This window comes from Periweissella cryptocerci, assembly GCF_004358325.1.
Taxonomy (GTDB): Bacteria; Bacillota; Bacilli; order Lactobacillales; family Lactobacillaceae; genus Periweissella; species Periweissella cryptocerci.
Genome location: NZ_CP037940.1, coordinates 661,647 through 677,718, shown reverse-complemented (window position 1 = coordinate 677,718; position 16,072 = coordinate 661,647). Strand labels below are relative to the sequence as shown.

12 protein-coding genes are annotated in these 16,072 nt (G+C 39.6%); all 12 read left to right on the top strand.

Annotated elements, in window-relative coordinates; genetic code table 11:
* Nucleotides 1-4 precede the first annotated feature (4 nt).
* The 12 genes from EQG49_RS03195 to EQG49_RS03140 all read left to right on the top strand — a co-directional run bounded on the left by EQG49_RS03195 (nucleotide 5) and on the right by EQG49_RS03140 (nucleotide 15,947).
* Nucleotides 5-871 carry an ABC transporter substrate-binding protein gene (locus tag EQG49_RS03195; protein WP_133362610.1) on the top strand — a complete coding sequence of 289 codons (867 nt, stop codon included), beginning with the start codon at nucleotides 5-7 and terminating at the stop codon, nucleotides 869-871.
* The gene (locus EQG49_RS03190; protein ID WP_133362609.1) at nucleotides 868-1,803 is read left to right on the top strand and encodes an iron ABC transporter permease; all 936 of its coding nucleotides are present in this window, start codon (nucleotides 868-870) and stop codon (nucleotides 1,801-1,803) included. The genes EQG49_RS03195 and EQG49_RS03190 overlap by 4 nt, the downstream gene beginning before the upstream one ends.
* Nucleotides 1,796-2,503, top strand: coding sequence for an ABC transporter ATP-binding protein (locus EQG49_RS03185; RefSeq protein WP_133362608.1), 708 nt, complete (start codon nucleotides 1,796-1,798; stop codon nucleotides 2,501-2,503). Before EQG49_RS03190 ends, EQG49_RS03185 begins: the two co-directional genes overlap by 8 nt.
* 210 nt (nucleotides 2,504-2,713) lie before the next feature.
* Nucleotides 2,714-3,199, top strand: a complete 486-nt coding sequence (locus tag EQG49_RS03180; RefSeq protein ID WP_133362607.1) for a DUF805 domain-containing protein — start codon at nucleotides 2,714-2,716, stop codon at nucleotides 3,197-3,199.
* A 910-nt stretch (nucleotides 3,200-4,109) separates the two neighbouring features.
* Entirely contained in the window at nucleotides 4,110-6,137 is a 2,028-nt protein-coding gene (locus EQG49_RS03175) for a coiled-coil domain-containing protein (RefSeq protein WP_133362606.1), read from the top strand.
* A 19-nt stretch (nucleotides 6,138-6,156) separates the two neighbouring features.
* The gene (locus EQG49_RS03170; RefSeq protein WP_133362605.1) at nucleotides 6,157-8,187 is read left to right on the top strand and encodes a hypothetical protein; all 2,031 of its coding nucleotides are present in this window, start codon (nucleotides 6,157-6,159) and stop codon (nucleotides 8,185-8,187) included.
* Nucleotides 8,187-9,452, top strand: coding sequence for a DUF2399 domain-containing protein (locus EQG49_RS03165; RefSeq protein WP_133362604.1), 1,266 nt, complete (start codon nucleotides 8,187-8,189; stop codon nucleotides 9,450-9,452). Before EQG49_RS03170 ends, EQG49_RS03165 begins: the two co-directional genes overlap by 1 nt.
* Nucleotides 9,436-11,049: a hypothetical protein gene (locus tag EQG49_RS03160; RefSeq protein ID WP_133362603.1), complete on the top strand. Its 1,614-nt coding sequence runs from the start codon at nucleotides 9,436-9,438 to the stop codon at nucleotides 11,047-11,049. Before EQG49_RS03165 ends, EQG49_RS03160 begins: the two co-directional genes overlap by 17 nt.
* Before the next feature lie 23 nt (nucleotides 11,050-11,072).
* Nucleotides 11,073-12,230, top strand: a complete 1,158-nt coding sequence (locus EQG49_RS03155) for a hypothetical protein (protein WP_165964747.1) — start codon at nucleotides 11,073-11,075, stop codon at nucleotides 12,228-12,230.
* A gap of 1,199 nt (nucleotides 12,231-13,429) precedes the next feature.
* Complete coding sequence (locus tag EQG49_RS03150; protein ID WP_133362601.1) at nucleotides 13,430-14,392, top strand: hypothetical protein; 963 nt, start codon at nucleotides 13,430-13,432, stop codon at nucleotides 14,390-14,392.
* A 259-nt stretch (nucleotides 14,393-14,651) separates the two neighbouring features.
* Nucleotides 14,652-15,215 (top strand): transposase, encoded by a 564-nt coding sequence (locus EQG49_RS03145; protein ID WP_133362600.1) that lies wholly within the window; start codon nucleotides 14,652-14,654, stop codon nucleotides 15,213-15,215.
* A 78-nt stretch (nucleotides 15,216-15,293) separates the two neighbouring features.
* Complete coding sequence (locus EQG49_RS03140; protein ID WP_133362599.1) at nucleotides 15,294-15,947, top strand: transposase; 654 nt, start codon at nucleotides 15,294-15,296, stop codon at nucleotides 15,945-15,947.
* Nucleotides 15,948-16,072 lie beyond the last annotated feature (125 nt).

The following is a 16,072-nucleotide window of genomic DNA, read 5'->3' as shown; positions in this document are numbered from 1 at the left end:
TGAGATGAAAAAACAAAAACGGATCATCACCATTTTAGTTAGTCTGATTGTAGTGTGCTTTGGTGGAGCCATTGGGACACACATCTATCAGCGTAATATTAAGGCTAATCAACCGCGGGTTATTGTAACAACGGTGGCGCTAGCTGAAGTGTTTGCCAAGTTGAAAATTCCGGTCGTTGGTGTACCGACAACTAACCAAAAACTGCCGAATGTTGATCAAAACCTCCCACGAGTCGGCAATCATATAGCACCCAATATTGAACGGATTGTTAGTTTGAAACCGAAAACGGTATTTGTTGATGACGCCTTAGTTGGTGACTATCAAGGTAAACTAAACGAAGAACACATTGATTTAAAACCGGTCAATTTTACGAAATTGGCGAACTTGCAGCAAGCAATTACACAGTTGGGTACGATGTATCACCGTGAGAAGGCTGCGGAAAAATTAAATGCAACACTGGTTTTACCTGCTGAAAAAGCCACCCGTCAGATAAAGGTTCTGGTGTTAATGGGAATGCCTGGTGGCTCTTATATGGTTGGTACTAACCAATCGTATATTGGTGACCTAGTTGAAAGAGCTGGTGGCAAAGTTGTAGGTGGCAATGGTAACTCGCCATTTGTCAGTCCTAATATGGAAATGATTAATCAGGAAAACCCTGAGATGATTATTGTCTTAGCGCACGCGATGCCACAAAATGTTAAAAAAGCGATGCAAGCACAACTACGTAAAGGTACTTGGAAAAATATCCAAGCGGTTAAGCAACAGCAAATTCATTACGGTGAATTGCCAACGTTTGCACCAACGGCAAATTTACATGCACCAGCAGCGTTTGCCCAACTACATACGTGGATGGGAGCAGCTAGCCGATGAGAAAATTATTGATGCCAATTTTAATTGGGCTATTAATCTGCAGTGCATTGGTGGCAATTGTCGTGGGGAGCACGCATGTCCGCCTAGATGATTTAATTACTGGTCAAACTATGGCATGGCAGATTGTCGGGCAACTCAGAATTCCACGAATTTTAACAGCAATTATTGCCGGGGTTATTTTGGGCGTAACGGGACTATTACTACAAATTGTTACACGCAATTCACTAGTGGATAGTTCGATTTTAGGACTGATGAATGGCACTCAATTTCTAAGTTTGTTAGCTGGGATTACCGTACCCAATTTTTTTGGTGGTAAAGTTCTAGCGGGTGCACTCTTGGGTGTGGTGGTGGTTGTCATGTGGCGGTTCATTGTTTGGGGGCGATTACAGAATTATGCCTTGATTTTAACAGGAATTGCCTTAGCGATGACGTTTGCTGCCCTGACAGAATTATTAGATAGTGGGTTCAATGTTAACGTCAGTAACTTGGCTGTCGTGACTTGGTCACAAGTTTGGGTGCTCGGCATAATCTTATTAGCCAGCCTAATTGTGTTGGTACTCTTGAGCAGTCATTTGAAATTTTACGCGGTATCAGCAGTGCAAGCGCGGCAGTTAGGTGAAGACGAAAATAGGACGACGTGGTTTATCTTGTTAGTCGTAGGTTTATTAATTGGTGGTGTAACAAGCGTTATCGGTGTGGTGTATTTTGTTGGGGTGATTTTGCCACAACTGGCGCAACTAATGTTACCGCGCCAGAGTCGTTTGAAACTATTTGTGCCAACTGCACTACTGGGGGCGTTGCTACTATTGAATGCAGACACGCTAGCCCGCACGATTTTAGCACCGCGTGAATTATCAGCAACGGCGATTTTACTAGTAATTTGTGGACCAGTTTTTATTGGGTTAGTGTTAAGGAAGGTGAAGCATGCTTGATTTTAAAAACGTTTCCCTGAAACATGGAACAAAAACGATATTAACAAATGTGAATTTGGTTGTCGCACCGCGCAAAATAACGACAATTATTGGCCCAAATGGTAGTGGTAAAACAACGATGCTTAAATTGCTAAGTCAAACGTTGCAACCAGATCAGGGGCGCATTGTATTTGCTGATGAAAAAGTGGCCTATCTGGAACAAAATAATGAGTTGTTTGAACCGCTGACGGTCACGGAATTACTAGAAATTGGGCTAACCAATGAAGTTCCTGATAGCGAATTTATGTACCGCATAATACAGCGCTTGGGACTGGTAGAGATGGCTGACCAATTAGTCGATGAATTATCAGGTGGTCAGCAACAGCGTGTCTGGCTGGCGTATGCACTTTGTCAACGCCCAGACGTGATTTTACTTGATGAACCAACTGCAGCATTGGATGTGCACTATCAAGTTGAGCTGTTGAACGTTTTACAAGAAATTCAAACTGAATATAATTTAACGGTGGTGATGGTGTTGCATGATTTGAATCAAGCATTACACTTTAGTGATTTTGTCTGGTTAGTTCGTGGAAATGGTTATGTCGATCGAAAAACAGCTCAACAATGTTATGATGCAGAATTGCTATCAAGTGTTTTTCAGACCCCAGTACAGATTATTGAGATTGCGGGTAAGCGCCAAGTAATAGTTGAATTGTCTTAAATATTATTAATGCATAGTTAATTGTGTTATTATGAAACCCATATTATGTTTCAGCTTGGCTATTTGCAAGCGTTGGAAAATGTCGTGCGATTAATTTGTAACAAGTTTGGTTATTTACCAAAATAGCTGAACTAAAAATTTAACGCAGTGACAATCTAACAACACTTATGATAACTAGGACTTATATTTTTGACTTTGGAGGAAAGAATTATGATTACAATGGGACAAGCATGGAAAAATTATTGGAAACAATATGTTGGTTTTAAAGGCCAAGCAACACGGGCAGAATACTGGTGGATGCAATTGATTAGTGGTTTGATTACAATTGTTATTTTCATTTTATTATTGGCTACAGGCGCATCGATTATCATTGGTTTGTTTGGCGGTGATAAGCCACATGTTGGCTCAATCGTACCATTTATCATTGTTGCGGTTTTGGCAGGGCTGTGGGGGTTGGCTAACGTGTTACCAACCTTTGCATTGATTGCACGTCGTTGGCAAGACGCCGGTTTTAAAATCTGGCACTGGTTAGTACTTGGGGTACTTGTACCAATTATTTTAAGCGCAATTTCTAATGTGTTAACAACTAATGGTAATCATGGTGGTTTGAGTAGTTTTGTTACCTTTCTCACGGTGATTGTTGGTATTTTTAGTTTCGTTGTTTCAGTATTACCAACAAAAGTAAATAATAATTAGCAATAAATATTTCATTAAACTCCAGGTGCGGATTAATTTCTGTGGCTGGAGTTTTTTCTGTACTTCGTCTGACGTGGAATTTATAAAATACGATGAGATGTATGATGCCACTGCGTGCCTGAAAATCACATTGTGCACCGAGATGGAAGCACATGCCCAAGCCGCTTGCTTATGCCTGCGAACCGGCAACGCAAAACATCCCAGCATTTTGTTGCACAAAATACTGAATCTAATCCTAACGCGATTAGATTAGCCTTGCAGGCTGGATGTCTGTCTTGGGTAATTCGGGATAGCTGGCAGTCTAATGGCTAAAGCCAAAAGACTGCTCATCTACCCTCAGCGACAAACCTGACACATGGTGTCAAGTTCGTCCCATTTCGGTGTAAAGCCTAGCGGCCACAATGTGATTTTCAGTCACTCCGCTAGATAAGCGTTGAACTATTGATTACCGCTAAATTTGCAGCGACAAGGATTACGGCATATTACTAGTCAGAATGCCTACGTAAACTAACGAAGAGGCTGGAACCAGTCTGGACTTTAGCTCGCACCGTGATGGCATAATCAGTAACGGGTTTGGTTACTGATTATGGATTTGTGAAGATGGTTACCGCGTTAGCGAACCAAGTTTCGCAAACATTTGAAGACCGCACTGTGGCTTCAAATGCTTGTCTTCCATCACGGTGTCCAGACTGGTTCCAGCCTCGTAGTGGGAATCAATCTGAGACACATATCCAAATTCCACGCTAGAAAAAATTTAGCCGTAAATATGACTAATAAATTCAAAAATAGATTACCGCGAAAACCAATAGTGTACATTTTCACAAATGAACTAATTATTTTGATAAAATAGAAAGATAAAGAATAAATTACTAACGGTTGTTAATGCTGATTATCACAACGGAGGTGAAGCATGAATCATTTCTCAATTGACGGCTTTATTGTTGCAAATTATTGGCGGCAAAAGAAGCAAAAATATTTTGACACGAAATTAAAATACGATGCTGCAAACCATGTCATCGCAGCGAATGGTAAAAATGGGAGTGGTAAGTCAGTAATTACGACAGCCATTATTTTACCTGTTTTTCCATATGCAGACGCTAAATTGCAAACCATGTCGAATACGCAAGCGCGCAAGTTTGGCTCAGCTAATACCCGGAAAGCGACTGAAGGGACGGGATATGGTTCCAAGCGAAATTCATACATCATCACTAATTTACGGATGAATGATGAAACGGTTGCTTTAGTTCTCGGGATGCATACCGAAGAAGATACGCATGGTAGTTTAATTCCAGAAAATACGCAACGATGGTATGCCTTTGCGCGTAATGTTGATTTAAGTAATGTGAATGTGATGAGTTCAGCCACACAAGGAATGGATTACGTTGAATTTAAAAATTATTGGCAGCAATTTGAAGCTGCTGAATTTACAAAATGTTTAAATGGTGAAAATAGTAGTCAAACAGTTCGGAATGGTGTTAATGGTTGGCGAAATTTAATTGCGAAACAAATTTTTGAAGCAGAACCGATGGACTTTGATACTGAAGCTCGTTATATGTGGTCACATGCGGATGATGTTGGTATTTCACACGACAGTTCAATTGCCGATATTATTAATCAAACTTATTTAGAATACACAATTAATCCGGATTTAAAAGTATCGTACGAAGATGATATTAATCGTATGATTGATAAAACCTTTGAATTTGCCGATACAAATCGGCGGTTTGAAAAAGCTAAGCGTACAGTTAGCGAAGTTGCCCAGTTCGCACGTAAGGCCAATGACAGCACAAAATCATATCTACTTTCATTGCACGCAAAAGAAAACAGTGCATTTAATGAATTAGAAGCTCATATTGCTGGAAATCGCGCATCGATTGTTCAAAACAAGCAGATTATTGTGGAAACAACTGCGCAATTAATGCAAGTGGATGATGAGCTACGGCGACTACGCGCAGAACAGATTGTGGTTCATGAACGCGATAGCAAATTAGAAAAAATAAAATCCGACTTAGAAAATGCGCGCGGCCGAATGAACATCGCGCGCGAAATATTGGCCGACCGCAAAGCAAAATTTAATACTAATCAAAAAGATAAGCAGGAGTATCAACAGCAACAAATCAACTTGCAAGCTGAGTATGACGTTGTTTATCAGGACTATGTTGATATGGTAGTACAGATTAAAGCGATTAGTCCGAACGTTGAGATTGAACCAAATTCAACTGAGCCCTTAAGTGAATTTCAAGATTTTATTGATGAAATCAAGTTGGTTCGTAGTTTAGATATGAAATCACAAGAGACTAGTAAGCAACTCAATCAGGAACAAAATTCAGCAAGCAATCTGGCAAATAATGTGCAAAAAGCGCGTACAAATCAGGAAGATTATGAACGACAAATTGCTAAGCTTAAAGCTGAAATTTTGGTGAAAAGTAAGACACAATTGGCTGAATTTGTGGAGGCACAAGCGATCCGGAGCTTCGATGAAATTGAATCAGTAATTAACACAATCGAAAAGTTGCTCCGCGACGAAGTGCTTAATACGCACGCACAATTTGAACCAGATTTAACTAAGTACAGTATGAGTTTACAAGAAACACAACAAGCAATTACCCAATTAGAACAACAGACAGATACTCAGCATGAACGCTACTCAGAGTATCGCAATTTGCTTAATGATAATTCTGCAGAAGCAGTCTATAACTTGATTGAATTTGAAGAATCAGTTCTACCCGCACAGCAAAAAGTATTGGAAGGGGCTTTGCATGATTTGGTTATTGCGTTTGTCGGTGAGCGCGTAATTGAACAACTCGATGTTCCAACATTGGTACCATACGAAAACGGCCATGGTAATGGGGCAGAATTCATCAAAATTAACACCCAACAAGCAAACCAACGTAAATTAATTGAGGGCTTTATCTCTGATATCACGATTCTTGAATAACTAATAGAAAGGATGCAATATGGCAATTACGATTGAATTAAAAAATCAGCGGATGATTGATGGTCCGGTAGCAACACCGGTTGAACCATCCAAAGAAAGCATGTTTATCATTGGGGCAGAGGCTCGCCGCCAGTCGCGCGTTAAACGTTTAAATGAACTGACACGCCAACACGATGAAATTGCGCATAAAATAAGTAACGTGGAACAAAAACGTGACCAAGCGATTAATTTACTTAATGCAGGTCAAAAAGATGTTAAGCGTGCAGTTGAATTATTAAATGATGAACAGTTAAGCAATGCAATTAAAGATTTGGATTATGCAGTGCGAAGCCGCAATGAAAATCAAAATAAACTAGAGATTTTGAAGCGTAAAATTGAAACAATTGAACGAGACCAAAAAACGGCTAATCACAAATATCAGCTGGCCCTTGATGAACGCGAATGGACAACGGAATTAGTGTCATTTTTAATGGATATTGACAATTTCAGTGCCAATGCACGGACAGTTCATAGTTATCAAGATATTCGAAATCAATTAGCAACGGTTAGTGAGAATCTCCAACAAGCCGAAGCGAAGACGCCCGACTTACAAGAAAACGTCGGAATGGCACAAGATGATCTAGTAGAGTGTGATGCTAAACTAAAAAAGTACGAGGAACAATTGACGACGTATGAGGTAGAGACTGCGAATATGCCGACCGCAGATGATATTGCCCGCGAAATTCAAAAATTAGAGAGTCGCAAAGAAATATTAACTGAATCTAAGGCGAAAGCTGGGGCAGATATTGGGAACCTTGAAGTAACGTTGCCAGATTTAGAAATTAATCGCGAACAGAGCCGTTATGAATTGGCAAAGCTTGAGAATCAAATTTTTGATGTGATTCGTTTGTATGACAATGATGCACAACTTGGCGACGTAATTGCAGCAAATGTTGAATATCAAAGAGACGATGCGAAGCGGGTTGCGACTAATAATTTACAACGATTGATGGATGCTTTAGACGGAACGGCCGGCCAAGATACGTTTGCTTACAATGGTGAAGAAGTTACGATTAGTATTACGGAACCAATTCAAAACAATGCGGAAATAGCCGATTTGACGACAATTGGTGCGGAATACGGGCAAGTTCAATTGGTGTCAATCAACGGTAAAAATGTTGCAAATGTCTTGGTTGCGGACCAAGAGTTTATTAGTGGGCAAGCGCAACAAGCTAACGAAACCAAAACCGATGCTGCTAAGCAAATTGCGCTCGAAAACATAAATCGTGCGTATGATGAAATTATTGAATTGTTCAATGATGCGACCGCTAAAACAGCGTTAACAAACCAACAACTTGAAGTTGTCGCCCAAAGCAATCAGCATATGGCAACAATGCGGGCGCAAGTTAAGTTTAATCCAGAATCACCATTGCTAAAAAATGGGCAATTGGCGATTTGGGAAGGCTGGCAAAATGCACACGAAGATTTTGGTAATAATAAAGATGTTATGAATGATTATGCCGAAGCGATTTTCAGTATTATTAATGAATATGCCGAAAAAGCCACCGGGTTAGATGAATTCAGAGCACAAGTTAATGACTGGTTCTTAGTGACTGATTATTATAAGTCAAATAAAAACGGGACGAAGAATAATGATTTCAAACCTGGTTTAATTACCTTTGCAGCAGAAACGCGAAAAAATAATGATTCAAGCTGGCAACCGGCATCAACTGAAAAATCTGATGGTTCGGGTGGCGAAGCAACTATTTTCCATACATTACCAAAGTTATTACACATTAATGCGGCAAAGGAAAAAATGGGCACTGCACCAATTCTATCGCTACATGATGAAGCATTCTCGGTCGTTGATGTTGATAACACTAATGCCCTTATGCAAGTCTTTGCAGCGTACGGAATTGATATGATTGCAAATTCATATGAGTTTGCAATGGCACAATATAGTGCCATTCAAGATGGTTTTGCGTTAACTACCACAACAATGCCCGGTAATCGTTTGAAAGTTGGTGAATCATACTTCCAAGAAGGAATTCAAATTTTACAAGGTGAGTAATGATGAGTAAAAAGCAAAATAATTTATTTAATTTGCAAGCATATGTCTCGCAAGTGTTTGTTACGAATAATTCACGGATACCAGCACGGTTACAAGTGCCGAGCAATTTTGAAAAAGTAGTTAACTTATTTTTGATTGAGCATCAAGTTGCACCAACATTTCGATTACGTAAACAAGATGAAATTACACATGATGAATGGGTGAAGATTTTTTTCCAAGCCGGGATAATTCAGGAAAAAAGTAAGAAACAATTAAAGGTTTACTTGTCGCGCGAGGCAACACAAAGTGGCTTGAAAGCGTTACCAAGTAATCGAATTCAGAATAAAGAACGACAGCTTGCATTTAGCAAATATATGCGTAGTTTAGCACCACTTGTTGCACGAAAAGTTAGTAGTTATACCAAATTCTCAGATTGGGAAAAAGGGTATATTCGGACCGGGCAGATTCCTGATGATTTAGCATTAGCGGTAAAAATATTCACGCAATTGAATCAATTGACACCGGCCACTAAATTATCGTTGAAGCATTTTTCAGTTATGGTGACCAATGATAGTCACGAATTGCCAGACAAGAAGGGCAGTTTTGTAAAAAAATTGTTAGTTGATTGGTATCAAGCAATGATAGATGATGACTTGACCACGATGACGAGTCAAGAAATAGACGAGGCAGCGTTTAGTTTCAATAATCTGATTGAACCAAATACCGATACTCAGTTTAATAATTTTATCGTTAATCAGCAATTGCAAAAATTTAGTATTTTTTCACGCTACAATTTACAACATGCAATGATTGCAACACCAAATAATCAAGCAATCTGGATTATTGAAAATAAGGCGTATGCAGAAGAATTAATGTATCAGTATCCAGAAAAATCAATTATCACTGCGAGTGGTTCGTTACCACATCTTGTGGGGCAAATGATTAATCGGTTAGCTAAGTTGCACGTAAAGGTTTACTATTCAGGTGATTTAGATGTAAATGGAATTAATCTCGCAATGATTGCAAAACAACAAGTGCCAACGCTGGAGTTTCTGGGGATGTCAGCCGCTGCATTTGAAGCCGCACCGATATACCTAGCGCAGAATAGTGATGTTAAATTGAAATACGATTTAGCTACTGAAACGAGTTTAAAAGGCTTATATGAGCAAATTATCAAAACTAAACAAATTGTGGAACAAGAAACGTTATCCGAAATTTATGAACTTCAATTAAACACGAATCACAATAAAACGAGAAAGGAGGAACAAAATGGTAGGACAGTTTAATCCGGATTTACTCAAAATTTTACATCTATTGTATAGCGATACAACACGGGCAATTATTGAGGTACTAAGTGATAGTGAGACTGAAACTGGCGGGCTGGGTATATCGCTTGATAGGATTGTCGAAAAAATTGGTGGCCGGCGTGATGATATTCGGGAGCGATTGAAGCACTTACGCGATGATGAATATGTCTTTGACCATACCCGCGGGACATTAGTAGAAGACGAAGATATGCGTTATCGGGATGATGTTGAAAGGGGATTGATTGATCCAATGAATCCGATCCACTTTATGTTGACTGAATTTGGCACGATTGTTATAAATCGGTTAATGGATATTCAACATATGGACGAAATTCCAAGTGTCACAATTGATGTGGCGGCAGTCGAAACAGTAACGTCCGCTGCTTTGAATTTTCTTTCAGAAAAACGGCAAGAAAATGAAAAAACAAAAAAGGATTCACTTACCAGTCCTGACTTGATTATTGAGAATGATAAAGCTTTGAAGGCTAATATGAGTAAATTTGTCCGTCAATCACATCGTGAATTGTCACAAATACAACGGAACGATTCTGAATTGAATTTTGATGAAACAATCGCACAATTGACGCTGTTATGGCATAATATCAAAAATTCATTTATGATTATTGCGGATGATGAGTATCGAACAGTGCAATCCAAAATTGCTCAACTGCGTGGTGACAAAGGCTTATTGAACCAAGTCCGCCAGCGCCATATTGAATATTCGCAAACGCAAAGTATGGCTGTACCAGAGAAGCTAGCGCGTGATTTCAATATTAATTTTCAGCAAATGACACAATTATTTGCTGGTACAAGTGGTCTACCTAAGCGGACGATGCGCCCGGTGGAAGGCCTGGTAGAACGGTTAATTATGTTGGTGACAATGTTTGAAACACGAGCATCAACCCGGGAAAGTCGGAAAAAACTGGCCGATTTAGCCAATCAAATTAATCAATTCACTGATGACTTACAGGTAATAAGATTCACGGCGAACACATTTGGCATTGATAATCCTGCTAACATTGAATTAAATACGGAAACAATGCGCGAAAATAGCTGCGAGATGGATGAAGTTATTGATAGTCTGATTTATGATGAACCGATTATTGGTAATTATAACCCAGAACAATACGTCACCGAATTATTGGCAAACGTAACGACCTTACCAACAAAAATTGCTCGAATTGCTAATGTAACTGAAGTGGGAGAAGACGTGGCAACAATCGAAAATGAAATTGATAATCAGCCGCGAATTGCGCAGACGATTGAGTTAATTCAAGCGGTGCAACACGATTTTGCAGCTGAAAACCCGGTGGTAATCTCGGAAATTTCGGCGGCAATTATTGATACCGCGATTATTTCAATGGGGGTAAAAAAGACAATTCAGTATGATCCAATTCCAAATGATTTAAATGACGTGAAGGATGCCGCCTATCGCGAATTAGGCTTAACCCGTGTGCTTGGAGTAGAAGTGCAAGTTGAAGATACACCAGCTAATGACCAAGTGTACTTTGTTGGTGGGACGCACACATTGACGTTTAAAAATAAGAAAATTACAACTAAATTAATTACACGATAGTTCCAAGTAGACGGGAGGGTATGATGCTAAAACAAGAGATGCGAGAAGCAATTATTTCTTTAATTAATAATCCTGTTGTTACGAACGTTACGCGGAATGGTTTTATGAAAGTGAAACGGAATTATAGTGAGATTAATGAATGGTTTTCACGCAATTATGGAATCACGGTAATTCATTGGAGTGTGCCGACAACCACAGTCGAAGCGTATCGTTTATCCAATCGACGAATTGATTCGCTAAATGTTACCGGACGCCAATATTTAACTACGAAAGCCGAAGTGCAAGCCTTCTTAACGTTTTTACAAGCCTTGATCGATAAACCGCTTAATGAAGTATTCGTTGTCAACGAGCGTTCAACTGGTGCCCAACAAAACATCGTTGAAGATACGATGTTGATGCGTAATGATGATATTTTTTTCAAGGAAAAGGATGTTGTAATAGCTGCCAAATATGCGGAAACTTTAGGCTTAATAGAAAAAGATTTTAGTGGAATTGGTTATCAATCGACTGGATTAGTAGCGAGGTATGCTGATTATCTATTGAAGCAAGTTAATGTTAATACGGTCGAACATGTAACTGCAAATACGCCATTTTATATTTCCGTGCCCCAAAATCTACGACAAGGTAAGTCGTCCTCAGATTTAAGTCGGTTACGTAGGCACTTGCTGTTTAATCGTTTTGAGGATACAACTACTAATGATGGTAAGTCGCATTTATTATATGAAAATGCCGCGGAGAAGGCTGTGAAAAGGTTTATTCTAACACCATTCACAAAAGATTTGGGCTTGCCAGTAACTGTTACTAGAGAAGCCGCATTTGTCGGTAATATTTTGGTACCAGATACGAATCGAGTCCCACAAATTCCAGCATTTCGAATATGGGTTTTTAATAAGTTAAAAGGTCAAGCAAATGGTGAGACCAAACATTTGCAAACGTATTACTTACTGGAAAATTTTGTGATGGAATTACAAGCCGTAATTAAGGATAACAAGGTGAATTTAAACAACGATAACCAACACGTTCGTAATTTAGTTAAAGAGCTCCAAAGGTCGAACATTATTCATATAGATGATGGCGCAGTGTTTATTCATCCGGAAGCATGGTTGCTGGCAGCAAAATTTCAAGATGAACATGATCGCATTGATTTTAATAATGAAGGCGTCGTAACGGAGCCTGAATAGGGTGAGTTATCATTGTTTGACTTGAATTAAAATTTGTACTTGTATTAAATATGGCAGCATGGTAATATATTACACATGCGATGAGTCGAGAAAAACCAGATACCTTCGGGTGTTCACGCAAGTGCTAGTGGTTATTCAAGGCCGGGACACGTTACCACCGTATGTGGGTGTTTGTAAGGGGCGTTGTGGAACAAACCTTTCCAGTCATGACTACCATTCTAGTAATAGAAATGGGACTGCCGGTAGACGGAGGCGGGTACGTTGCACTATTCCGCTTCCCCGGGTATGACCGGTCAATTCATACATGCCAAACTGAGCCGTTGCGAAAGCTTCGGCTCTTTTATTTTACAAAAAATTAGCGGCTATATTTCGTCTGACGTGGAATTTATCAAATGTGATGAGATGTATGATGCCACTGCGTGCCTGAAAATCACATTGTGCACCGAGATGGAAGCACATGCCCAAGCCGCTTGCTTATGCCTGCGAACCGGCAACGCAAAACATCCCAGCATTTTGTTTCACAAAATACTGAATCTAATCCTAACCCGATTAGATTAGCCTTGCAGGCTGGATGTCTGTCTTGGGCAATTCGGGATAGTTGGCAGTCTAATGGCTAAAGCCAAAAGACTGCTCATATTTGTAGCTACGCTGGACAAATAAGGCCCGGTCGGCTCTACCCTCAGCGACAAACTCGACACGTGGTGTCACGTCCCATTTCGGTGTAAAGCCTGCCGGCCACAAAGTGATTTTCAGTAACTCCGCTAGATAAGCGTGGAATTATTGATTACCGCTAAACTGGTAGCACCAAGGATTACGGCATAGTACTAGTCAGACTGCCTGCTCAAACTAACGAAGAGGTTGGAAACAGGCTGGACTTTAGCTCGCACCGTGATGGCATAATCAGCAACGGGTTTCGTTACTGATTATGGATTTGTGAAGATGGTTACCGCGTTAGCGAGCCAAGCTTCGCAAACATTTGAAGACTGTACTGTGGCTTCAAATGCTTGTCTTCCATTTCGGTGTCCAGACTGGTTCCAGCCTCGTAGTGGGAATCAATCTGGGACACATATCCAAATTCCACGCTAGAAAAATTTTAGCCAAAATTAGTTCGTTGGGAATTTTAGTAGGTCCGTTGAGTAACCTATTTTGGCGAAACACGTTATAATGAACTTTATGAAAAAACAAAAAGAGGTTATCTGATGAAGCAAGGTCATGCTGCCCAAGTTAAAAGTTTAAAGGCCCAAAAGAATCGCTTGGGTAAGCAAAAACAAGCGACACAATTGAAACCATTTGTAGCTGATAAATATATTTATTTTTTACGGGTTCGTTGGTATTTAACGCACCATCAAAAATTGAGCAAACTCGAATTAGCGGTTAGTGATGAATTTTTATTGAGTTTCACAGAAGTTTTGTTAGTTGATTATAAAACACAATTAACGGCTGGACCAACTACGATTAATGTTCTTGATGTCTTGACGAAAACGTTGAATAGTTCAGTTGAATTTACATGGCAGTACTTCACGGTATTGAACAAATTTCTGGGTGATTTCATTAACTTTTTCAAGAAAGAATCAAGTGTTAATCCGCGGACGCTGTTAATGGCCGTGCCAAAGCGTGATGAAATTGTACGATTAATGGCAAATAATTTAGGATTACAACTAAGTATGCGTCAAGGCCAAGAGGATAAATTAGCAGCCCAATACGCGGGGATGTTCTATGCGGATGGTAAGCTGGCTGAGGAACTTATTGCTGAGATGTTCCGCGGAACACAAGGCATGCAACCTAAGTTGATAAAAACACCATTAGTCGCACTGGGTGATGATATGGAAGTTGGGACCTTGATGGTGGCTGAATACACTGAGAAACCGGAAGTTGCGGCTTTCTTACAAGCCGTCCAAACTGGTATGATTCGTGAATATCATCAAAGTATGGATGATTGGAATGTTGAGGGGATTTTATCGTTTGTGCAAGAAAAATTATTTGACTACTGGACACCACAAGCTGATGTGATTGTTGGGCTTGGTAACGAACTAGGTGATTATGTTAAGTACTTGGCGGAGGCCGGTTACAAGCTCCCCGTCGCAAATGAAAACTTGAATTGGACAGCCCTTGATGAATACATCAGTGATATTGCCCTGAACTGGTTGTTAATTAATAACTAAAATTTGGCCGAGATATAATATAGCTTAAATACAAAATAGCTCGATTTCTCCTTACGAACAAAGGTAGAAATCGAGGCTCTATACTTTTTACTGTTGGTGGAGAAATCCGTCAGCAGTTTTTTATGTTCTTCGCGAGGGTGGAGCAAAGCGACAGATGAGCCTAGAATAGATAATTATGTACAAAACAAAAAGGACATATTAAATGTCCATCACCACGTTCCAACCGACAAAAATCAAAAAGTATGCGAGGTTATTTATTATGTCCCAAGACAATTGTATCTTACGTGAGTTAAATTTAAAAGATAAAAACATCCATTTTACCGACAATGAAGCAGGAGAATGGAACTATTTTGATTATCGTGGTCGCGGAGACAAGCGACATAAATGCTTAATTTATACCGCTAATTTAACCTATTCCGTTAGCCGATGCAGTGACTGTGGTTTTCGTGATTGCGTCGAGCACTGGGGGTGGACTTCAACCGAGATGCGACTCACTGGCACGAGCTTGTGGGATGTGCGCTTAGCGCTGCGTAAACAACGTTTTCACTGTAAGAATTGTGGTAATACATTTACAGCAGCGTCATCCGACTTCGAAAAGAACTGCCAAATTTCACGAAACACGAAAGTAATCGTAAAACAGAATCTAAACGAAGATATGATGACAGAAAAAACTGTAGCTAAGCACCTTCATATCTCACCTAATTCTGTACAACGAATCGAATATGACGCAATATACGAGGCGGAACAATACAAGTATCAATACAATTTTAAACAACAATTACCGAAGCTATTTTCCATGGATGAGTTCCGCCTCAGCCAATGATCAGTTTTAGCTTTATTTGGTGTGATGCCACTTCAATCAAGGCAATTTTTGAGTTACTGCCCAATCGACTAACAAACAATCAAACAATATTTTCTTGGATTTTCACTAGCTAATCGGAAGCGTGTTAAGCACGTTGTCATGGATATGAACGCTCAATACGCCAGTTTCATTAAGTTCTTATTTCCGAACGCAGAAATCATTATCGACGGCTTCCATATCGCTCAGCGTATCGGTAACGCCTTGGATAGTGTTCGTAAGAACATTCAAAAACGCATTGATGATAAACAAAATAATCGAGCCTATAAAATCATGAAGAGTCAATGGAAAATCTTCCACATGATGTATGAGGATCTCGAAAAAACGAAACCTTATTACATGCGTGGAATTAATGAATATCTAACACAAGAACAAGCGATTGGCATCGTCTTCGACGAATATCCTGAATTTGGTCAGGTTTGGACTGCATATCAGGAAATTATGAAAGCAATGCATAACAAAGATTTATCAGGTTTCGAAGACATCATCACTCATTACACGATTATGGGAAACGATATGGACAGCGCAATTTCGACTTTCGCCAAGAATTATAAGGGAATTCAAAACAGCATCACCTCGAACTATTCAAATGGACGTGTTGAAGGTATGAACCACAAAATCAAACAGCTTAAACGTAACTCGTGTGGTTACAAAAATATGGCTCACTTACTCTGGCGAATCCGTCAGATTTTTTAAGATGTCCCAATCTCCATTTATTTGGCTCATATGTCACTTCGTTCCATCCTCGCAAAATAAACAAAAAAGGAACCAGAATCCATTAAGATTCTAGTTCCAAAATAGTCCTACCAACAGAATTTGAC